The organism is Microcystis sp. LE18-22.4A, from assembly GCF_027531105.1.
Taxonomy (GTDB): domain Bacteria; phylum Cyanobacteriota; class Cyanobacteriia; order Cyanobacteriales; family Microcystaceae; genus Microcystis; species Microcystis aeruginosa.
On record NZ_JAPZRB010000590.1, the window covers coordinates 1 to 19281 of the forward strand.

Sequence of the window (19281 nt, forward strand, 5' to 3'; positions counted from 1 at the left end):
ACGCCGCTATCAATATTCTCAAAAAGGGACTAAGTACCGTGGGACACACGGAAACTAATACGCTTGGGGAGAGATTCCCTCTGGTTTGATTGGATACGTCCTGTCAGATTAAGGAAACTCGATGAACCAAGAATCCCTCGCTTAAGCGCGATGGGAGTGTCAACCCCCTCCGACAATAGTAACAATTTCTAATTTATCCCCCTCCTTGATTTCCGTGTTTTCCCAATACTGACGATGGAGGATTTCCCCGTTATATTCCACTGCAACTAACCGAGGATTCATGCCCAAATTTTCTAACATTTGCCCTAGTTTAGTTGCGGGTAAACAGGTTTGAGTTTTGCCGTTAATTTGCAAGGTTATTTCTGACATGGATTTGGATATAAACGAATCAAGTTAATCGGAGGAGACAGGAGACAGGAGACAGGAGACAGGAGACAGTATTCAGGAGACAGTATTCAGGAGACAGTATTCAGGAGACAGGAGATTATTTTTATTTATTCTTTCCACACCCCACACCCTACACCCTACACCCTACACCCTACACCCCACACCCCACACCCCACACCCCACACCCCACACCCTACACCCTACACCCTACACCCTACACCCTACACCCTACACCCCACACCCCACACCCCACACCCCACACCCTACACCCCACTTCCCACTTCCCACTTGCGTCTTAGGTTAAACTTTAATTCCTAGTACCTGTGTATGGGTTCCCCGCGCTTGGGTGACACCGATGGTTCTTTCGGAAGCTTCAATCATGGGACGACGCAAACTAACGACAATAAATTGCGCTTGTTGTGCTTGTTTTTGAATCATTTTGGCCAATTTCTCTACATTGGCCCCATCTAAAAACATATCCACTTCATCAAACGCATAAAAGGGAGAAGGACGATATCTTTGTAGGGAAAAAATAAAGCTTAAAGCGGTTAAAGATTTTTCACCTCCAGACATGGAACTTAATCGCTGTACGGGTTTTCCTTTGGGATGTGCCACCAGATTTAAGCCACCATTAAAGGGGTCATTTTCGTCTTCTAATTGCAAGTAACCGTCGCCATCGGACAGGGTGGCAAATATATTCTTAAAGTTTTCGTTAACGGCAGTAAATGCTTCCTGAAAAGCATTAAATCTGAGGGTGGTAAAGTTTTCTATCCGTAAAAGTAGTTCGGTTCTTTCACCTTCTAGAGTTTGCAGTTTTTCTGATAGTTCATCTAATCTCTCTTTAGTTTTTTGGTGTTCTTCTAAAGCTAACATATTGACAGGTTCTAAAGCTGCTAATTTCTTTTGTAACTGCCGAATATCGCTTTGAATTTTCTCGAAATCTCGATCGCTTTCAGGAATTTCGGGCAAGGGATTGGGTAAGTCGCTTTCTAGTTGACTAATTTCTGTCTGTAAAGTGGTTAGTAATGCTTGTCTTTCCTCTTGATTGTTGACTAACTTTTCCGATTGCCAGATAGCCTGTTGTTGCCGGTTTTGTTGTTGTCGCAAAACTGTCTCTAATTGGTCTCTTTTTTGCTTGGTTTCCCCTAGTTGTTGCGATAATTGCTGTAAAGCTTGATTGATTTCTAAAATATGGCGATCAAGTTTTTCTATCTCCAGATTACCGATATTTCTCTGATTAACTGCATCGGTAATTATCCTGTCAATCTCAATAATTCTATCCGCAGACTCTTGACTTTTTTCCTCTAGTCTGATTTGTTGATTATGTAAATCTTTTAACTGTTCGCGGACTGTAGCGAGGTGATTTTCTTGGGTTTGTAACTCTAATTCTTGACTGCGAATTATTCCCTGTACCTGTTGCCATTCGCTATGGGTATGATTGGCCTCTAAAGCAGTTAATTTCTCCTGTTCTTCCTGTAAAGATAACTCTAACTCAGGAATTTCTCTAGTTAATACTTCTAACCGTTGACGAGAAATAGTAATTTCCTCTTGCTGGCCCGATAATTGACGGGTTAAATCCTCTTTTTCTGTGGTTAAACGTTGTAAATCCTTGCTTAATTGTTGTAGAGATAATTGATTTTCCCGATGACTTTGACGGGTTTCGGTTAACTGTTGGGTTAACTGACTGATAAGATTATTAACTTGGGTGATTTTTTCTTCGTTGCGGGTAAGAATGCGATCGATTTCTGCTAATCTTTCCCGTAGAGATTCCGCTTCACTAGACTCCTTCGGAGAAATTTTACCAAAACGCAGCCCCGATCGCGTCGGTTGGCTGCCTCCAGTCATAGCGCCAGTCATCTCTAATAACTCGCCATCCAAAGTAACGATGCGATATTGATTGATATAATAACGGGCAGAATCTATATCCTCGAAAACCACGGTACTGCCAAAAATATAGTTAAAAACCTCCCGATACTGGGATTGAAACTTAACTAAATTCACCGCTAAATCCAGATAACCCCGCGCGTGACGCAGAGAGGAAATATCCTGGGGACGGGGAGGACGAATTTTATTCAGGGGTAAAAAAGTGGCGCGACCGATGCGACGCTGTTTTAGCAAGGCAATTCCGGCAGCCGCAACGCTATCATCTTGGACGACTACATGACCTAAACGACCTCCAGCGGCGATTTCAAGAGCAATTTGATAACGTTCCTCTACTTCGCCCAATTGTGCCACTAATCCGCAGATTCCGGGCAAATCTGACTGTAATAATATTTGAGTAGCATAGGTTCCCTGGGCCTCCTGTTGCGCTTGCTTGGTCGCTTCCAGTTTATCTAATTCCCTCTGTTTGTCCCGTTGTTCCTTGAGCAGACGTTTTTGGGTGTCCTGACTGATGACGCGATTTTGTTCGGCAATGGTGAGTTTTTGGGCTAAATTTTGGATATCGGGAGCCGATTGATTAATTTTTTGTAATATTTCTTGACTTTCTTCGGTTTTTGTGCTAATGACTTGCTCTAATTCTTGCAGACGTTGACCAGCTTCTACTATATTAGTTTGCAATCGATCGCATCTTTCGGTCAATTGGGCCCGTTGGCTACGGTAGGGGTTTAATTGTTCCTGAAGACGGGTAATATTGCGGGAAAGGTCACTTTGTTCTTTTACCCAAGCTTCTGACGCTTCCGCGAGACTACTTGCTTGCAGACGATGGTTTTCTAGGGTTTCCCTTGCGGTTTGGGTTGCCAGTAAAAGACTGGGTAAAATTTCAGTTTCTAAACGGCTTTTTTGGGCAGTAATCTGATTTAATTCGAGATTGTAGCGATTAATTTCCTCTAAAAGCCTGTTTTTCTGTGCCTGAGATTCTTTTTCGAGGTTTTCTAACTCTTTTTGTCGTTGTTGCTGTTGTTGTCGTTTGGCCTGTTGACTCGCTAATCGGGAAGTCAGGGACAGGTGTTCATCTTCCCCAAAAGCTTTGACCTGTTGATTGAGTTTCTCTAATTCTTGACTATTTTGGGCGATTTGTTCGGATAAATTGGCGATAGTCTCGGTTAAAACCTGTTTTTCCCTTTCCCCAGCTTGAATTTGTTCTTTTAATTGCTGGCAGCGCTGCTGGAGATTTTGCCAATGCAGGACAATTTCCCATTGTTGCTTTTCTTGGACTTGGGCCTTGAGTTTTTGGTATTTTTCGGCTTTAATGCGATCGAGTGCTAATTTCTCCAGAGATTTTTGCAATTCTGTGGCAATAATTTGGCAGCGTTCTTCTCTTTCTTTAACCGAATCGATATTATCCTTAGTTTTCTCAATTTTGCGGTCAAATTCAGCTACTCCTGCCAATTCGTCGATAATTTCCCGTCTTTCCTTGGCATTCATGCTGATAATTCGGGTTACGTCCCCCTGTAACACCACGTTGTACCCTTCGGGATAGATGCGTAAACGGTTTAATTGGTCGTGAAGTTCGCTAACCGTACAGGGTTCCCCATTGATATAGTAGGTAGAAGTATAGCTGCCACCCTTAGCCACTTTTAAGCGTCGGGAAACCGTCCAATCCCTATCGGTTACGTCGGGAATATCGGCAACATCAAAAGTCACCGAAACACTCGCTTCGGTACTATGACGTTGACTGTTATAGCTGTGATTGACTAAATCCGGTAATCTTTCGGCCCGCATTCCCTTGGAAGTAGCTAATCCCAAGCAAAATAGCAATGCGTCGAGGATATTCGACTTTCCCGAACCATTTGGACCAGAAACCACCGTAAACCCCGGTAAAAAGGGTATAGGAGTTGTTCCCCCGAAGGATTTGAAGTGTGAGAGTTCGACCTTTTTGATGTAAACCATGGCGATAAGCAAAAAGTAGGCAAGCTATCAGCTGTCAGCTTGAATCGATAAGGGATAACTCCGGTTTATCCTTGAAAATATCCTCAGACTTGACCGGAGATGACAACACCCTTATAGAAAAATATAGCTGATAGCCCCCTTAGATAGCTTGAATCCATTCTTTGACTTGGTATTCTGTCCAGATACCATTTTGCCAATAGGGATCCGCTTCGATTAATTCTCGCACTTCTGACTCGCTGACTGCCTGATAAATTGCGAAAACTTGGCTTAAATCTGCCGTTGGTCCGATAGTAATGAGAATTCCCCGTTCTTTCTGTTGATTTAATCCCTCTAGATGCGCTTGACGATAGGGAGCGCGTTTTTCCAGCACATTTTCACAATAACTACCCCAGACAACAAATTTCGGCATATTTGACCTGTAATCTCTTGATCTGTTGCTATTTTACGATCGAATCGTCAATCAGACTAAATCGGTATAGAAAAGTGGGGGGGTACACAGAATCTACATTTTACTATAGCGGTGAGTCCCGATTGAAACGCTGAAACGCCTATCTATCGATGGATTTACTATACCTCATTAGACTGAAAAACGCTATATATAGATTAGCTAATCCAGATAGGTTTTCTATTGTATTTAAGTAGGTGGGTGGAATTAAATATAAGATGAACGTAGGTTGGGTTGAAGCATGAAACCCAACGCCTAACCATTACCATTTGTCCTCCAAGATTAAGTTAGTATAACAAATACAGTCACTCACTCAAAGTTAATCCGTTCTCGTTCGACCACTAAAGGCCTTTTTAAAATTCTCATGTGCATTAAGCCAATGTATTCCCCAATAATACCGATAAAAAATAGTTGCACAGAAGCTAGTAAAAATAGTCCGACCATGATTGGTGCGGTTCCTAAAGGAAAATAATCCCAGAACAACAATTTGGCGATTAAATAACCTAACGCCACTAGCAAACTCAAGAGGGACAAAGCAAAGCCTAACATGGTGGCCAGTCTGAGGGGAACTTGGGAGTGACTGGTAATACCCAGCATCGCCTCGCTATAGTATCGATAGAAGTTGTAACTACTAATACCCCGTTTTCGCCGTTGTTGTTGATACTCAAAAGAGAAACTTTCAAAACCCAACTCTTCAATGAGTCCCCTAAAATAGGGATAGGGATCGTTAATCTCTCGTAGAACATTGATGACTTTGCGATCGTATAAACCGAAACCTGTAAAGTTTCTAGTAACTTTTATATCCGAAAGATTGTCCATTAAATAATAAAAAATTTGTCTAGCAAAATAGAAAAAAGCTCCTTCTTTCATCGGCGTTTTAACCGCCTTAACAACTTTATAGCCTTCTTCCCACTTCTTGACAAATTCTAGGATTAATTCGGGAGGATCTTGCAGATCTGCTACAATAGGAATAACCGCATCTCCGTAACACTGAAGAATACCATAGTAACCAGAACGAACTGGTCCGAAATTTCTAGCATTAACGATGACCTTTACTTCGGGGTCTTTTTGAGCAATTTTTTTTAATTCATCTACAGTTTTATCTTGGGAAGCGTTATCGATAAAAAGATGTTCGTACTCATAGTTAGGTAACTGATTAAAGACTTCTTTAAGTCGCAGGTAAAGGTCTTCAACATTCCCTTCTTCATTATAACAAGGGGTCATAATCGTAATTTTTTTCATTGTGATCTTTCCCTAAAAACAAATAGTTTCATTAAAATAAAAGAGATGACAGCCATGGGAAGAACCAAGATAGCACCCGCGATTAACATTTTAGTTTTTTGCTCGATGCCAATATCAATAGCATCAACAATTCTCAGGGCCTCAACGTTCAAGAGAAAAGTCACCACATAAACTAAGACAAAACGAAAAATCAATTTGTTGTTTTGGCTACCAAAAACCAGTCTTCCCGTGGTTTGAAAGTTAAATAAGACTCCCAGAATGGTAGCCAGCAAAGCAGCTAACTTGTAATCCAGCCCAATAAGAATGAGAGTGGCAAAGGAAAAATAACCAAACAGGGTATTTATTGCACCAACCAGCAAGAAACGGACAAATCTGTGTTTCTTGACAATGGCGACAAATTTATTCTTTTTAAGAAGATACATTTTACGATTTATCTCCAATAGACAGTTGCGATTTTCTATATGTTATGATAATTTGGATTTTATTTACAGGTAAATCCTCCATCAATAATTATACTTTGTCCGGTGAGGTAGGTATTGTCTTGCGAACACAGAAAAACAACTTATTTGGCGATTTCATAAGGTTGGGCTAGGCGCTGGAGGGGAATGGGAAGAAGCAATTCCCGCCAACTGCTCAGGTGAGTTGTTAGCAAAAGTTAGCTCCGTCCTCACATAACCTGGACAGACTGCATTAACTAGAATACCATAGGTGGCGAATTCTAGAGCAGCACTGCGGGTTAGGGCGTTCAGTCCGGCTTTGGTGACAGAATAGACTGAAAATAGAACTGATGTTAAAAATTCTACCCCAGCCTGCGGTTTTCATGGCTGGAGAAAACCCTTTGATTAATTGCATGGGGGCGATAATCTCAGTCCCTTGATTCTCTAGAAATGAAGCTATAGCTACTCCAATTCCGCGAGAAGCTCCTGTAATTAGAGCTTTATGGTTTGTTAAATTTGTCATAAAATAAATTCTCATAGTGAGTCATCCTTTGTAAGCATCTTTTCGATGTCTACAACTCAGAATGATGACAACTGAGCCTTGATCGTCAATTTCATAACGCACTCGATAATCACCTACCCTAAGACGATATTCATTGGCATAGCCTTGCAACTTTTTAACTCCCGAAGGACGGGGTTCGTCAGTCAGCAGAAGGATTTTTTCGTTCAGGCGAGTTTGCACATCATCTGGAAAGCTTTTCAACTGCTTCTGCACAGGTTTAGGGATGATGACTTCGTAATTCATGAAGCTTGTTCAGATTGATTAGTGATATATTCTTGAATAGTTTGATAGTCGCCTATCTGATAAGCCTTTCGTGCTTCCTCTACTTCAGCTAACACCTCTGGATCATTTTCCATGGACTCTTCTTCTGATTCAAAAATCTGATCTTCTATAATTTCCATAAGTTTTCGTTTCACTCCTAAATCAAGGGTAGCAATTGCCTCGATTAAAGACTCTAAGGAGACTTGCATTTTAACCATTACCATGCTGTTTGTCCTCCAATTTTTACTTTTTTTGAGCGTTTAGGGGCGATAATCTGAATTACCTGACTCTCTAGTGCTGAGGCTATAGCTGCTCCAATGCCGCGAGAACCTCCTGTAATCAGTGCTTGATGATTTGTGGTATTTGTCATGGATTAACTCAACCCAAAAACCAGTCTTCCTGTGGTTTGAAAGTTAAATAAAACTCCCAGAATAGTAGCCAGCAAGACAGCGTACTTATAATTTAGTCCTATCAGTATAAGACTACCATATAAAAAATAACCAAACAGGGTATTTAGTGCGCCAACCAGCAAAAAACGGGCAAATTTATGTTTTTTAATCAGGTTAACCAATTTAGCCTTTTTGAGAATATACATTACTTACAAGTGAACCATCCATCAATAAAATAATAAGATTCTGTCCAGTGACGGAAGTATTTTCTAATCATTAATTCTCCACCGGTGGAATTAATAAATTGCTCAAGAGTTCTTCCCTATCTAAGAAGGGAGCCATATCCTCTAGGGGGGATGAAACCATTTTGCCATCAGGTAGTTGTCTTGAACTCAATTTAGGCTCAAATAACTGTTGGGTATCTAACATGATTTCACACACCACTGGACCGGGTTGCTCAAGTACCTCGATCAGTTGAGACTGAAAATCAGGAGAATTAATTCTTGTCGCAGGAATGCCATAAGCTTCAGCAACTTTAACAATATCAGGAAAGGACACGCCACTCTGAGAGCTTTCCCCAACTAACTTGCCAAAAAAGTTAATCTGTGTTGCTCTAATCGATAGATAACCACCATTATTAAGAACAAAGATTTTGATAGGAAGTTGGTGGTGGACGACGGTTTGGAGTTCTTGGATATTCATCTGAAGACTACCATCTCCAGCAAAACAGATAACCCGTTTGCCTTGTTGAGCGATGGCTGCCCCCACGGCAGCCGGCAGATCGTACCCCATTGAGGCACTGCCAGAGTTAGAAAACAATTTTTGTCCTTTTTGGATAATTGCTGACTGAAAAGTAACAACACAGGCCATCCCATCACCACAGACAATCACATCATCCTTATCTAAACACTTAAATAAGGTGTTCATCAAATGATAGGGATTAATAGCATTTTCCTGGGACTGATGTTTTTGGGGTAAAAATATCGGATAACGTTGAACCCTTTCTTGACACCAAGCCAACCAATCAGAATGACTTTCAGGGTCGAAATTATCTTCATCCAATTGGCGGTTTAATTCTTCCAGAAAAACTTTCACATCACAATGAATTGGGAGGTCAGGTTTAACTGTCGGTTTGTCTAATTCTGCTTGATCAGCATCCACTTGAATCTTAAAGGCACAGCGAGCAAAAGACTGCCAATTGTAACTGACTTGACGAATATTTAGACGGCTCCCAAGAATCAGTACAGTTTCTGCATTTTGAACGGTAAAATTGCCAGGGCGATCACCAATTGTACCCGGACGACCGCAATAAAAAGGATTATCAGAGGCGATTATATCATGAGTCCAAGCCGTAGTAACTGGGATTCCCAACCTTTGGATAACTTTCTCAAAAATTTCAACAGCACCGCCAATTCGCACACCGCTGCCTGCCATAATCACAGGTCTGGGAGAGTTTTTCAGCCGACTAATTACCTCACGGCATTGTTGTTGAATTAACGGTAAATCCCATAGTTCTCCATCCTCTGAGGGGTCGTAACCTTGTAATTGACTTTCATCAATTTTACTGGATTGTACGTCAATGGGAACATCAATCCAGCAAGGGCCCGGACGACCCGAAACAGCTAAATGTAGAGCTTTTTCTAAATGGAATCGAATCGATTGGGGATCATTAATCAGAACAGCATACTTCGTAATTCCTTTAACCATGCTAACAATATCTGCTTCCTGATCCCCCAGTTGTCTCAACCGAGGAAGGTTGTAGGTTGCTAGGCAGGTTTCTCGCTTCACCTGTCCCGATACTATCAGCATAGGAATAGAATCTGTCCAAGCTCCAAAAACTCCATTTAAGGCATTAATACCCCCCGGTCCGGTGGTGACATTAATACACCCGATCTTGCCAGTAACTCTAGCATAAGCTTCTGCTGCCATGGCACAGGCTTGTTCATGGTGACAACAAATATAACTCAAGCCTTGGCAGCGCCCGATGGCATCGTTGAGGTGCATGGCACCGCCACCTGTCACTAAGAAAATATGATGAACGCCGTGATTGACAAGGGTTTGGGCGATATAATCGGCAACTCTAATCATTGTTCTGATGCCATAAATCCAGTTGATTATGATTATTATGACTCTATTGAGTCTATTTAGCAATTTTATAGATTATCCTTGACAAGGATGGTAATCTGGTGTACCTTGAGCAACAATCCCGTTTAAACTGCCCGACGAACAAACACTAGAATCTTTTTACCCTGTTACACTGAGTAATTGGGCGAGACTAGCTTTATTTCCCTGATGTGGTAACTTATGTCTTCTTCTTTATTGCTCGAATTAGAAAATTTACTCAAAAAACCAATTGCTTCTATAAAAGATTATGAAAGTTCTCTTTTCGAGCAATTGCTCGAAAAATCTCAAGGACAGATTGTATTGTTTGGGGCTGGCAACTTAGGCAGAAAGTGTCTTGCTGGTTTGCGGAGTGTTGGCATAGAACCAGTGGCTTTTGCTGATAATAATATGGCTTTGTGGGGGACAAAGATTGAAGGGGTTGAGGTTCTTTCTCCTGAAACTGTGATGAAAAAATATGGCGATAATGTCTTATTTATAGTGGCCATTTGGAGCATAGGAAGAAACCGCAGTTTTATCACAATTAGAAATCAATTACAAAAAATAGGTTTTCTCAATGTCGCTTCTTTTATCGCTCTTTTCTGGCGATATAATCAGTTTTTTTTACCTTACTATTTCATCGATTTGCCTCACAAAATTTATGAGCAAGCCGAGGATGTCATCGCCGCTTTTATGATTCTACAAGATGACTACTCAAAAGAACAATATCTTAATCAATTAAAATGTAGAATATTATTAGATTTTGACGGCTTGTCAGCTTACAAAGAGATCACTTATTTCCCTCGTTTTTTGTTACCTGTAATCAACCAAGAAGTGTTTATTGATTGTGGTGCTTTTGATGGGGATACCGTTCAATCTTTAGCGGCTATCAATGCGGGCGCTCTAGAAAAAGTAATTTGTTTTGAACCCGATCCTCAGAATGTTGAAAAGCTCCAGCATTCTCTATCTAATTTAGATAGCACAATCCGAGATAAAATAATTATTTATCAAAATGCAGTAGGCAAGCAACGAGAAAAGCTAAGATTTTCAGCAACAGGTTCGGGTGCATCTGCAATTTCCAGCCAAGGAACTTTAGAAATAGAAGCAATTTCTCTTGATGAAGTTTTAGCTAATGAAGCACCAACCTTTATTAAAATGGATATTGAGGGGGCGGAAATAGATGCAATTATGGGAGCAAGAGAGATTATCAAGAATCATTCCCCAATTTTGGCAATTTCAGTTTATCACCAACAGGATCATTTATGGCGAATTCCCTTATTAATCAAGAGTATGTGCCAAGATTATTCTTTCTTTCTTGAACCCCATCTGCACGATGGTCAAGATGTCATTTTTTATGCTATTCCTAATTCTCGCTTTACCCAACCTTAACCAATACATTAGATACTTAACAGCCTATGACTTCCGACTTATTAGTTGATCTTAAAAACCTTCTAGCAAAGCCGATTGATGCCGTCATCAATTATGAAACCTCTGTTTTTGGCGGGTTGTTAGAAAAATCTCAAGGACAGATTGTGTTGTTTGGCTCTGGCAACTTAGGCAAAAAGTGTCTTAAAGGTTTACGGAAGATTGGTATAGAACCAGTGGCTTTTGCTGATAATAATGCGGCTATCTGGAATACAAAACTTGAGGGAGTTGAGGTTCTTTCCCCTGAAATTGCTGCTCTTAATTATGGTCAAAATGCTTTATTCCTTATTACCGTCTTTAATCGAGAGAATAGCCTGACTTTGATTCAGGAGCAATTACATCAATTAGGGTGTCAAAATGTTGCCCTGTGTGCCGTCTTTTTTTGGTGCCATCCACAAGAATTTTTGCCTCATTTTTATCTTGATTTACCTCACAAAATTTATGAACAAACGGGGGATGTTATCGCAGCTTTTGATCTTTGGCAAGATACAGAATCTAAGCGGGAATATCTGAAGCAGATTAAGTGGCGAATTTTACTAGAGTCTGATGGTTTATTTTCGTCTCAGGAAATACAATATTTCCCGACTTTCTTAAGGCCTCTTTTAAAAAAGGAAGTTTTTGTAGATTGTGGCACTTTTGATGGTGATACCCTGAAGACATTTATTGATCTTCAGGGAGATTCAATTGAGAAAATAATTTGTTTTGAACCCGATCCAATTAATGTAACAAACTTAAAAGCATATCTTTCTAATTTAGATCATCAGCTTCAAGACAAGGTGATAATTTACCAAAATGCTACAGGTAAAGAACGAGAAAAACTGAGATTTTTAGCAGCTGGTTCAGAAGGATCGGCAATTTCCAGTCAAGGAAACTTAGAAGTAGATGTAGTTCCCCTTGATGAAACTATTGCTGATGAAGCACCAACATTTATCAAGATGGATATTGAAGGTGCAGAAATAGATACTATTCTGGGAGCAAGTAACATAATCGAGAAATATACTCCTATCTTGGCTATTTCAACTTATCATTTACAGGATCATTTATGGAGACTTCCCTTATTGGTAAATAGTATATGCAGTGATTACTCTTATTTTCTTATACCTCATGGTGAGAATGGTCTAGAGTCAGTTTTTTATGCTATTCCCAATTCTCGCTTTACCAGCGAAGCCTAATTGCCGTTAATTTGAGGAGAAACTCAATTCAATGTCGTCTAACTCTGTAGAGATGCCTGATCCCGTTTCTGAAATGCTCACCCCCACCCTAAATTTGATGGGGTTTATGACTGCTTGGATAGATCCTTATACCGAAGCTTTTGTCAAGTTTGCTCCCTTGGCTCCCAAAACCTGTCTTGATATCGGAGCAGCTTACGGGATCGCAAGTTTAGCGGCTTTAGCAACAGGCGCGGAAGTGATTGCCTGTGATCCAGATCGGCGGCATCTAGAAATTTGTCTTCAAAAAACACCTTCTCACCAAAAAAATCGTCTTAGATTGTTACAAGGCTCTTTACCCGATCAGATTAATCTGGAGGAGGAAAGTTTGGGAGCCATCCTCTGCTCAAGAGTCCTACACTTTTTAACCGGGACGGAAATTGAGGAATCAGTCCGTAATATGTCCCGTTGGCTTTGTTCTGGGGGTCGAGTTTATTTGATTGCCGATACTCCCTATAATAGATTTTTAAAATCATTTTTACCTATCTATGAAGAAAGAAAGCATCGGGGCGATCTTTGGCCGGGACAAATTGATAACTTTCCCCAATTTATGCCCAGAGAACTGGCTCCCAATTTGCCCAACTTTTTTCATACTCTAGATCCAGATATATTAGCGCGTGTCTGTACCCAGATGGGTCTTATAGTTGAGAGAAAAGGGTTCATTTCCCGTATCGATTACTTACCTGATGCTCAAGATGATGGTCGGGAGGGAGTTGGGATTATTGCCTATAAACCTTAAAACTGATATGAAAATCCAAAACATATTTTTTGATCTAGATGGTACATTGATTAATTCGTCGAGGGGAATTAAATATTCTCTAACAAAAGCGTTGTCATCTGTACTTCCAGGCTTTGATCTAGATCAGATTTCTACAAGCTTAATTGGCCCCCCTGTGGCCGAAATGTTCAAACAGATAATCGGCAATGCTGATCTAGATTTGATTGATGATTTAACCCGGGAGTTTCGCAAAAGCTACGATAGTGAAGGTTGGGAAAAAACTGATATCTATGAAGGAGTTGTAGAAACTCTTTGCCAATTGTCCGACTTTAATATTACAATGTTTATTGTTACTAACAAGCCTAGCCACCCAACCTTTAAGATTTTAGATCATCTCCAGATGCTACATTTTTTTGCCGATGTTGTATCTCCAGATACGGGAACTCATCCCTATTCCTCCAAATCAGCAATTTGTCAACATATCTTGACAAAGTATCAAATCAATCAACAATCTGCTATCTTGGTGGGAGATTCTCGTGATGATGCTCAGGCGGCAAAATCTTGTGGACTTAGTTTCATTGCCGCTACCTATGGCTATGGAAAAGTACACGAATCTGAAACTTCCGAGCAGTTATGTAAAATTTATAGTTTTCCCGAATTGATAGGTCTAATCAAGCATTAGCTTTTCATGCAAGGGAATAATAGAGTCTAATTTTAAGGAGGATTATCCAATGTCTATTAACCGCGATATTTTTGACGAACTCTTTGTTTTAGAACTTGCTAATAATCATTGGGGTAGTTTAGAGAGAGGATTAAAAATCATCACTGACTTCTCTAGAATTGTCAGGTTTAATAATGTCAGAGCATCGATCAAGCTTCAATTCAGAGATGTGGACAATTTCATTCATCGAGATTTTCGGGACAGGACTGATATTCGCTATATCAAAAAAACTCTCGATACAAAAATGACAGAAGATGATTACGCAACTCTAGTGAAAGCAGTACGTCAAGGTGGATGTATTCCGATGGCGACTCCTTTTGATGAAAAGTCTGTTAATCTTTGTGTTGAACTGGGCATCCCCATCATTAAAATCGCTAGTTCAGATCTCAACGACTGGTTTTTAATTGAGAAAATCGCCGAAACTCGCAAACCGGTAATTGTGTCAACGGGAGGTTCTTCCCTCAAGGATATAGATGATTTAGTCATCTTCTTTGAAAATCGTAATGTTCCTTTGGCTATTAACCATTGTGTTTCTCTCTACCCCTCCGAAGATTCTGAGCTAGAGATGAATCAAATTGATTATTTAAAAAATCGCTACCCCAATCATGTCATTGGTTTTTCAACCCATGAATATACTGATTGGACATCCTCAATGCTGATAGCCTACGCTAAGGGTGCGAGAACTTTTGAAAGGCATATCGATATTGAGATGGATGGAGTCCCTGTCTCTCCTTATTGTTCCTTACCCGAACAGGTCGATATTTGGTTTAAAGCTTTTCAAAAAGCGAAGGAAATGTGTGGCGCACCGGGTACTCAAAAAAGAATGCCCCCTGAAAGAGAAATTAAGTATCTTGATGCGCTGGTTCGAGGGGTTTATGCTAAAAGAGATTTGCCAGAAGGTTACATTCTCAACCATGACCGCCTCAATGAAGATTTATATTTAGCGGTTCCCCTCCAGAAAGGACAGATTTCTTGCCGGGAGTTAATGTCAGGAGAAATATTAACTAGAGCTTGCAACAAGGATGAACCCATTATGATCGACTCCATTGATAGCCCTTATTCAACTAACGATAGTCTCAGAAAGATTATCTATCAACGGGGTCTTTAATTCTATATCTTTAGAAAGCTTAAGAGCGTGTTTTAGAAGTTTCCCAGAAGCCTTGCCCAGTAAAGTTTTTAGCTAAAATCGGCAAAATCGACGCAAGCCTTCTCAGTTAAACAGTATAGCGGACTTTTCTAACACGTTCTAGGCTAGGATGCGAAGCCGTTCAAATGATCAAATTTTAAGGAGAAATAGCAATGAAAAAGGTTTTAAAATCTTTACTACCAGCATCAATTGTAAGACTAGCCCTCCCGATGCTATTTAAACCAATAGCGAAACGGAATGGACTTAATATAGATGTGAGGGCTAATTGTATTGATATAACTAAAGGCATTAATACAATAAGAGTATCTCGTACTCATGCAGTCTATCTACAAGATATCATTAACTCATTTGATTATTATTTTTCGGCAGTAATTCCATTTCAACATTTGGGAAGGAATATCGTAGATTATTCGACACCAAGATATCACGATGTTGTTGGATTCAAGGCATTTCCAATTTTATTTCCATCCTTTAGTGAACCCTTGATTACTGCCACACAATATATGGACTTTGCCAGTCTTTCTGAAGGAATGACCGTATTGGATTTGGGTGCTTATTCCGGATTTACTTCTATCATATTTTCACAAGCCGTTGGGTAAACCGGTACCGTTGTAGCAGTTGATGCTGACATTCAAAATATTGATTGCATTAAACGCAATTTTTCAAATTACAAAAAATATTCGGACAATAAAATTTTCCTTCTTGAAGGGGCTGTCTGGGAAAATAATGATGGACTTGAATTCTCTTGTGAAGGCAATATGGGGTCAAGCGCAGCCAGTATTGTAGGAAATAATCGTGGATTGGTAAGTAAAGTGGCTTCATTCACCTTAAGCTCAATCGCTAATAAGTTTAAACTACAACGGGTTGATTTTATTAAATGCGATGTTGAAGGGGCTGAAAAAGTAATATTTACAGATCAAGAATTTTTTAAAAAGTTCTTGCCAAGAATAATTATTGAACCTCATATTATTGACGGATTAGAGACGACTAAGAAATGTATTTTTGATTTAGAAACTTATGGTTATAGCTGTAAAAAAATTATTCAGGAGGGTGTTTCTCTTCCCCTACTTGAATGTTTACCACCAAATCAATAACGATAATCTCAGAAAGATTATCTATCAACGGGGTATTTAATTTTGAGAAAAAGGTGAACTAATTGCTAAGTTCGCCTTTGCTCATCTCAATAAAATAACCTGGTTAGGCAGAGCCATTTTTTGGATAGCATTGTAAATAGCTTCTTGAGATAAAATTGAGGTTACAATAATCGGCTGTCTCATCTCTCTCAATTGAATTTGATGGGGTGATAGCACCGTAATCCCTGAAATAACACTACCTTGATTAATGGGATTTCCATCAACAAAAGCAACTATATTGGCTTTTGCCAGTGAAGTTTCGGCCAGTAGTTTCATGGCTAATTGTCCCGTTCCCCAAACAATAACATCGGCAGCATCCTCTAACACTGACTGTAATTTAAGATCAATATCAGTCATAATTTTTTTGGAGCTTTCAATATAAAGCAGGATTCTTTGTTTGAGCATTTTGTCCTGAGCAATTACCAATTCCGATGAATTAGACTCTTGCTTCTGCCAAAAGCTATAAATGGCTGGATAAGACATCCCTGGAGAAACCTCAAAGACTTTTTCGCCGATTAACTTATTGGTCAATCCAAATTGAATTAATAAATTTGATAAATGGGGATGATAAAAATGATTAATATGTTCAGTATTAAAATCTTGAAAAGGGGCAAAAACATGATCAACATATCCCGAGGCATTGGGAACTTCTACATATAGATATCCCCCTACTTTTATTAATTGTTCTATTAATTTTACAGAAAATTTCAGATCCTGTATATGCTCTAACACATGAGAAAGAATGACAAGATCAAAATCTCCTAAATCTTGAGGCGGCGTAAAAATAGAACCAGCATAAGCTTCTATTCCGTAAAGCTGTTTTGTATTCTCAACACAAGCAGGAGATGGATCTAAACCACATAAATTGTTATATCCTAGTTTTTTAAGATAGCCTAATAAACCACCATTGGCACAGCCAATATCTAAAATGCGAACGCTCTTATCCGGTAAAAATTCAGCAATACATTCAGCCGTTTTTTGAAGTCGGGCGGCATCATAGGGAGACTCCCCTCCTCCCGTAGCGGTTTTTTTGTCCTCGTATTTGGATAATTTGGCGTAAAAAACATCATAATCTTTCTGACTTACTGTTGTATCAGCATAGACGAAACCACAGCGATCACAACATAGTATATCATATCCATTTGAGAGGGGATGACCTTCAGGTAAAACAAAATTTTGTGTGTGAAGAATCTCCCCATTTTCTTCTTGACAAATTGGACAATTCCGCAGGGATTTTTTCTGATTCATGGTGTAAATCCTAAAATTTCGATGAATTATAACTAGCCGTTCGGATAATTGATTCCCTTAAGGAAATTAGGGGTTTGAGTTGTAACTCAGAAAACGCTCGTTTTACTGAAGGAACGTAACGTTCAGCAGGTTTACCGGGGATAGGTTCTTTTGCTATAACTACCTCGACTTTTGATGCAAATGTACTGGCAACAACTTTTGCTAGTTCAGCGATAGTCAAATCCTCATCTGAACCGACATTGTAAGGGTAGCATGATTTTCCCTTAAACAAAATTGTCCACAGCCAAATCGCCAAATCCGCCGCGTAGAGGTAAGAACGATAAGGAGTACCATCCCCCTGGATGAGAATCGGACCCCCCGTCATACCATCTCGAATGAAATTACCAATAGCAAAATGGGTATCCAGGGGCAAATAGGGACCGACAAAGGCAAAGCAGCGAGCAATTTTCGTTTCTAAGCCCTGTTGTTTAGCATAAAGAGTACAGAGCATTTCTGCTGCCCGTTTTCCTTCTGCATAAGCATAACCCGGATTAGTTAAATCAGGAGAGCCTAAATAGTCTTCAGAAACATGGGTTATCTCAGGGGGTTGTTTGCCATAAACGGCACCGGAACTGGTTAATAAGAACTTTTTAGCCTGACAAAATTTAGCAAATTCTAAAGTATGCCTTGTTCCCTCAATAATCGTATCAAACATTAGCAAGGGATCTTCTTGATTGAGCTTGGCACTCGCTTCAGTTGCACCATGAATGATATAAGAAAACTCCCCTTCAGGAAACTCAAATGACCTAACATCACCGCTATGGAATTGAATAGCGGGATGATTGGCTAAATGAGGAGCTTTTTGCCTGAAACTATCAGGATTTCTGGTTAAAACAACTGCTGATGCTTTTAAGTCTAGCTGATCATTGGCCCAAATAAAACTCTCTAAAAGCCAGCAGCCAAAAAAGCCTGTACCTCCGGTAATAAATATCCGTTGTCCCCGCAATTCCTCCCACAGGGTTTTAGTATGGGCAAGAATGTGATTTAAGTCATTTGTTAGGTTAGGTTGCATCTTCAGCCCCGAATCATTACCAAGATTCCTTCCATGATTTTATCAGCATTTGACAAGTCTCCTACAAGGTTTCTGGTTCAACGCCTAATTCTCTTAATTTTTCAGCTAATTTTTGCCGTAACATTCGCTCCTGTTCGAGTTGATATTCAGTTTGTGCGACTCGTTCACTCCCCCATAATAACAGATTGCCCGACAGCTCCCACCAGCGCAACCAATAGGCTGTTACTTCCGCTTTTTTTCCCTGCCAGACTCCCAAAAATAAGTTAATCTCTGCTATCCAATAACGATTGTTTTCATTAGGTTTTTGTTGTTCATATCTTCCTTGATTCAATCGATAAATTTCTAATTCTCCAGTTTTTGGCTGAAATATTCCATAGACAGGTACTTGTAAGATTTGCTCGTAAAAATACCATTTTCCATAGGGATAGTGAGGGTTGATGGAATATTCACCCCCTTCGGTTTCCGAGATAAACTCTAGGACAATAGCTGGAATTTCTCCTTCAAGATGGGGAGTATAACTGCGCCGAATTTCTCCACTAGCAATGGGTTTTACTGAGGGAATATAAACCCAATCAGGTGCTTTGACAACTGTTTGAGTTTTAACGGTAGCACACAAGCCAAAATTAGAGGCAATTAGCATCGATTCTAGAATTAGTCCTGCTAATTCTAGCGATTCCCGTAAAGCTGATGCTAATAGGGGTTGCAAGTTGTTGTCCACAGGTTCGTCAGGTAGAATAAAATCATCTGGCAGTTTTTCCCAGGTGATTATCGTTGATTTTTTGAACAAATTAATTGTAGATGGTGTCATTGTCGTAAACAGTCCTTCCTATATTTAAGGTTCTTCGGTTTTTGTTATGCAATGGACGGGGGTTATAAGGGATGGAACCCTTATATAGAAAGGCATTTGGCGATTTTTGTCAATTATTTTTGATCTAGAGCGAACTAATCAATTAAGTCTCTTGCCAGATAAGGATTT

The 19281-nt window shown here is 39.8% G+C and carries 19 protein-coding genes and 2 pseudogenes; 7 read left to right on the forward strand and 14 right to left on the reverse strand.

Translation table 11 applies throughout. The features are described from left to right. Nucleotides 1-159: 159 nt before the first annotated feature. From thiS to O9295_RS25375, 11 genes and pseudogenes are all read right to left on the reverse strand, one after another. Nucleotides 160-369, reverse strand: a complete 210-nt coding sequence (thiS, locus tag O9295_RS25325; RefSeq protein WP_043999042.1) for a sulfur carrier protein ThiS — start codon at nucleotides 367-369, stop codon at nucleotides 160-162. A 318-nt stretch (nucleotides 370-687) separates the two neighbouring features. Then, nucleotides 688-4218 (reverse strand): chromosome segregation protein SMC, encoded by a 3531-nt coding sequence (gene smc, locus O9295_RS25330; RefSeq protein WP_288036055.1) that lies wholly within the window; start codon nucleotides 4216-4218, stop codon nucleotides 688-690. 139 nt (nucleotides 4219-4357) lie between these two features. Further along, nucleotides 4358-4627, reverse strand: coding sequence for a YciI family protein (locus O9295_RS25335; protein WP_072925969.1), 270 nt, complete (start codon nucleotides 4625-4627; stop codon nucleotides 4358-4360). A gap of 345 nt (nucleotides 4628-4972) precedes the next feature. Continuing rightward, the gene (locus O9295_RS25340; protein ID WP_288036058.1) at nucleotides 4973-5905 is read right to left on the reverse strand and encodes a glycosyltransferase family 2 protein; all 933 of its coding nucleotides are present in this window, start codon (nucleotides 5903-5905) and stop codon (nucleotides 4973-4975) included. Next, on the reverse strand, nucleotides 5902-6327 hold the full coding sequence (locus tag O9295_RS25345) for a GtrA family protein (RefSeq protein WP_159297209.1): 426 nt from the start codon (nucleotides 6325-6327) through the stop codon (nucleotides 5902-5904). Before O9295_RS25345 ends, O9295_RS25340 begins: the two co-directional genes overlap by 4 nt. A gap of 246 nt (nucleotides 6328-6573) precedes the next feature. Continuing rightward, a pseudogene (locus tag O9295_RS25350) lies at nucleotides 6574-6654 on the reverse strand (SDR family NAD(P)-dependent oxidoreductase); the annotation flags it as partial. A gap of 232 nt (nucleotides 6655-6886) precedes the next feature. Then, nucleotides 6887-7147 carry a type II toxin-antitoxin system RelE family toxin gene (locus O9295_RS25355; RefSeq protein WP_061431665.1) on the reverse strand — a complete coding sequence of 87 codons (261 nt, stop codon included), beginning with the start codon at nucleotides 7145-7147 and terminating at the stop codon, nucleotides 6887-6889. After that, complete coding sequence (locus O9295_RS25360; RefSeq protein ID WP_061431664.1) at nucleotides 7144-7389, reverse strand: hypothetical protein; 246 nt, start codon at nucleotides 7387-7389, stop codon at nucleotides 7144-7146. The genes O9295_RS25355 and O9295_RS25360 overlap by 4 nt, the downstream gene beginning before the upstream one ends. Further along, nucleotides 7383-7535 (reverse strand): hypothetical protein, encoded by a 153-nt coding sequence (locus O9295_RS25365; RefSeq protein WP_288036061.1) that lies wholly within the window; start codon nucleotides 7533-7535, stop codon nucleotides 7383-7385. The genes O9295_RS25360 and O9295_RS25365 overlap by 7 nt, the downstream gene beginning before the upstream one ends. A 3-nt stretch (nucleotides 7536-7538) precedes the next feature. Beyond that, nucleotides 7539-7760: a GtrA family protein gene (locus tag O9295_RS25370; protein WP_288036062.1), complete on the reverse strand. Its 222-nt coding sequence runs from the start codon at nucleotides 7758-7760 to the stop codon at nucleotides 7539-7541. Between the two features lie 70 nt (nucleotides 7761-7830). Next, nucleotides 7831-9642, reverse strand: a complete 1812-nt coding sequence (locus tag O9295_RS25375) for a thiamine pyrophosphate-binding protein (protein ID WP_288036064.1) — start codon at nucleotides 9640-9642, stop codon at nucleotides 7831-7833. Between the two features lie 216 nt (nucleotides 9643-9858). Between O9295_RS25375 and O9295_RS25380 the strand changes: the two genes are divergently transcribed. The 7 genes and pseudogenes from O9295_RS25380 to O9295_RS25410 all read left to right on the forward strand — a co-directional run. Beyond that, nucleotides 9859-11043 carry an FkbM family methyltransferase gene (locus O9295_RS25380; protein ID WP_288036066.1) on the forward strand — a complete coding sequence of 395 codons (1185 nt, stop codon included), beginning with the start codon at nucleotides 9859-9861 and terminating at the stop codon, nucleotides 11041-11043. A 26-nt stretch (nucleotides 11044-11069) separates the two neighbouring features. After that, nucleotides 11070-12251 carry an FkbM family methyltransferase gene (locus O9295_RS25385; RefSeq protein ID WP_288036068.1) on the forward strand — a complete coding sequence of 394 codons (1182 nt, stop codon included), beginning with the start codon at nucleotides 11070-11072 and terminating at the stop codon, nucleotides 12249-12251. Nucleotides 12252-12282: 31 nt separating this feature from the next. Beyond that, complete coding sequence (locus tag O9295_RS25390; RefSeq protein ID WP_288036070.1) at nucleotides 12283-13026, forward strand: class I SAM-dependent methyltransferase; 744 nt, start codon at nucleotides 12283-12285, stop codon at nucleotides 13024-13026. Between the two features lie 7 nt (nucleotides 13027-13033). Next, nucleotides 13034-13687: an HAD family hydrolase gene (locus tag O9295_RS25395; RefSeq protein ID WP_288036071.1), complete on the forward strand. Its 654-nt coding sequence runs from the start codon at nucleotides 13034-13036 to the stop codon at nucleotides 13685-13687. A gap of 49 nt (nucleotides 13688-13736) precedes the next feature. Beyond that, nucleotides 13737-14834: an N-acetylneuraminate synthase family protein gene (locus O9295_RS25400; RefSeq protein WP_185240370.1), complete on the forward strand. Its 1098-nt coding sequence runs from the start codon at nucleotides 13737-13739 to the stop codon at nucleotides 14832-14834. A gap of 191 nt (nucleotides 14835-15025) precedes the next feature. Continuing rightward, nucleotides 15026-15472: a hypothetical protein gene (locus O9295_RS25405; RefSeq protein WP_288036073.1), complete on the forward strand. Its 447-nt coding sequence runs from the start codon at nucleotides 15026-15028 to the stop codon at nucleotides 15470-15472. 18 nt (nucleotides 15473-15490) lie between these two features. Then, nucleotides 15491-15967: pseudogene (locus O9295_RS25410) on the forward strand (FkbM family methyltransferase); the annotation flags it as partial. An 81-nt stretch (nucleotides 15968-16048) separates the two neighbouring features. Here the strand turns inward: O9295_RS25410 and O9295_RS25415 are convergent. From O9295_RS25415 to O9295_RS25425, 3 genes are all read right to left on the reverse strand, one after another. Next, on the reverse strand, nucleotides 16049-17254 hold the full coding sequence (locus O9295_RS25415) for a class I SAM-dependent methyltransferase (RefSeq protein ID WP_072925954.1): 1206 nt from the start codon (nucleotides 17252-17254) through the stop codon (nucleotides 16049-16051). A 10-nt stretch (nucleotides 17255-17264) separates the two neighbouring features. Next, nucleotides 17265-18305, reverse strand: coding sequence for an NAD-dependent epimerase/dehydratase family protein (locus tag O9295_RS25420; protein WP_288036076.1), 1041 nt, complete (start codon nucleotides 18303-18305; stop codon nucleotides 17265-17267). A gap of 61 nt (nucleotides 18306-18366) precedes the next feature. Further along, nucleotides 18367-19113: a Uma2 family endonuclease gene (locus O9295_RS25425; protein ID WP_288036078.1), complete on the reverse strand. Its 747-nt coding sequence runs from the start codon at nucleotides 19111-19113 to the stop codon at nucleotides 18367-18369. Between the last annotated feature and the right edge of the window lie 168 nt (nucleotides 19114-19281).

What these genes read in the sequence shown, in the direction of transcription:
- thiS (WP_043999042.1), bottom strand. Translation starts at nt 369, where the DNA reads ATGTCAGAAATAACCTTGCAAATTAACGGCAAAACTCAAACCTGTTTA.
- smc (WP_288036055.1), bottom strand. Translation starts at nt 4,218, where the DNA reads ATGGTTTACATCAAAAAGGTCGAACTCTCACACTTCAAATCCTTCGGG.
- O9295_RS25335 (WP_072925969.1), bottom strand. Translation starts at nt 4,627, where the DNA reads ATGCCGAAATTTGTTGTCTGGGGTAGTTATTGTGAAAATGTGCTGGAA.
- O9295_RS25340 (WP_288036058.1), bottom strand. Translation starts at nt 5,905, where the DNA reads ATGAAAAAAATTACGATTATGACCCCTTGTTATAATGAAGAAGGGAAT.
- O9295_RS25345 (WP_159297209.1), bottom strand. Translation starts at nt 6,327, where the DNA reads ATGTATCTTCTTAAAAAGAATAAATTTGTCGCCATTGTCAAGAAACAC.
- O9295_RS25355 (WP_061431665.1), bottom strand. Translation starts at nt 7,147, where the DNA reads ATGAATTACGAAGTCATCATCCCTAAACCTGTGCAGAAGCAGTTGAAA.
- O9295_RS25360 (WP_061431664.1), bottom strand. Translation starts at nt 7,389, where the DNA reads ATGGTAATGGTTAAAATGCAAGTCTCCTTAGAGTCTTTAATCGAGGCA.
- O9295_RS25365 (WP_288036061.1), bottom strand. Translation starts at nt 7,535, where the DNA reads ATGACAAATACCACAAATCATCAAGCACTGATTACAGGAGGTTCTCGC.
- O9295_RS25370 (WP_288036062.1), bottom strand. Translation starts at nt 7,760, where the DNA reads ATGTATATTCTCAAAAAGGCTAAATTGGTTAACCTGATTAAAAAACAT.
- O9295_RS25375 (WP_288036064.1), bottom strand. Translation starts at nt 9,642, where the DNA reads ATGATTAGAGTTGCCGATTATATCGCCCAAACCCTTGTCAATCACGGC.
- O9295_RS25380 (WP_288036066.1), top strand. Translation starts at nt 9,859, where the DNA reads ATGTCTTCTTCTTTATTGCTCGAATTAGAAAATTTACTCAAAAAACCA.
- O9295_RS25385 (WP_288036068.1), top strand. Translation starts at nt 11,070, where the DNA reads ATGACTTCCGACTTATTAGTTGATCTTAAAAACCTTCTAGCAAAGCCG.
- O9295_RS25390 (WP_288036070.1), top strand. Translation starts at nt 12,283, where the DNA reads ATGTCGTCTAACTCTGTAGAGATGCCTGATCCCGTTTCTGAAATGCTC.
- O9295_RS25395 (WP_288036071.1), top strand. Translation starts at nt 13,034, where the DNA reads ATGAAAATCCAAAACATATTTTTTGATCTAGATGGTACATTGATTAAT.
- O9295_RS25400 (WP_185240370.1), top strand. Translation starts at nt 13,737, where the DNA reads ATGTCTATTAACCGCGATATTTTTGACGAACTCTTTGTTTTAGAACTT.
- O9295_RS25405 (WP_288036073.1), top strand. Translation starts at nt 15,026, where the DNA reads ATGAAAAAGGTTTTAAAATCTTTACTACCAGCATCAATTGTAAGACTA.
- O9295_RS25415 (WP_072925954.1), bottom strand. Translation starts at nt 17,254, where the DNA reads ATGAATCAGAAAAAATCCCTGCGGAATTGTCCAATTTGTCAAGAAGAA.
- O9295_RS25420 (WP_288036076.1), bottom strand. Translation starts at nt 18,305, where the DNA reads ATGCAACCTAACCTAACAAATGACTTAAATCACATTCTTGCCCATACT.
- O9295_RS25425 (WP_288036078.1), bottom strand. Translation starts at nt 19,113, where the DNA reads ATGACACCATCTACAATTAATTTGTTCAAAAAATCAACGATAATCACC.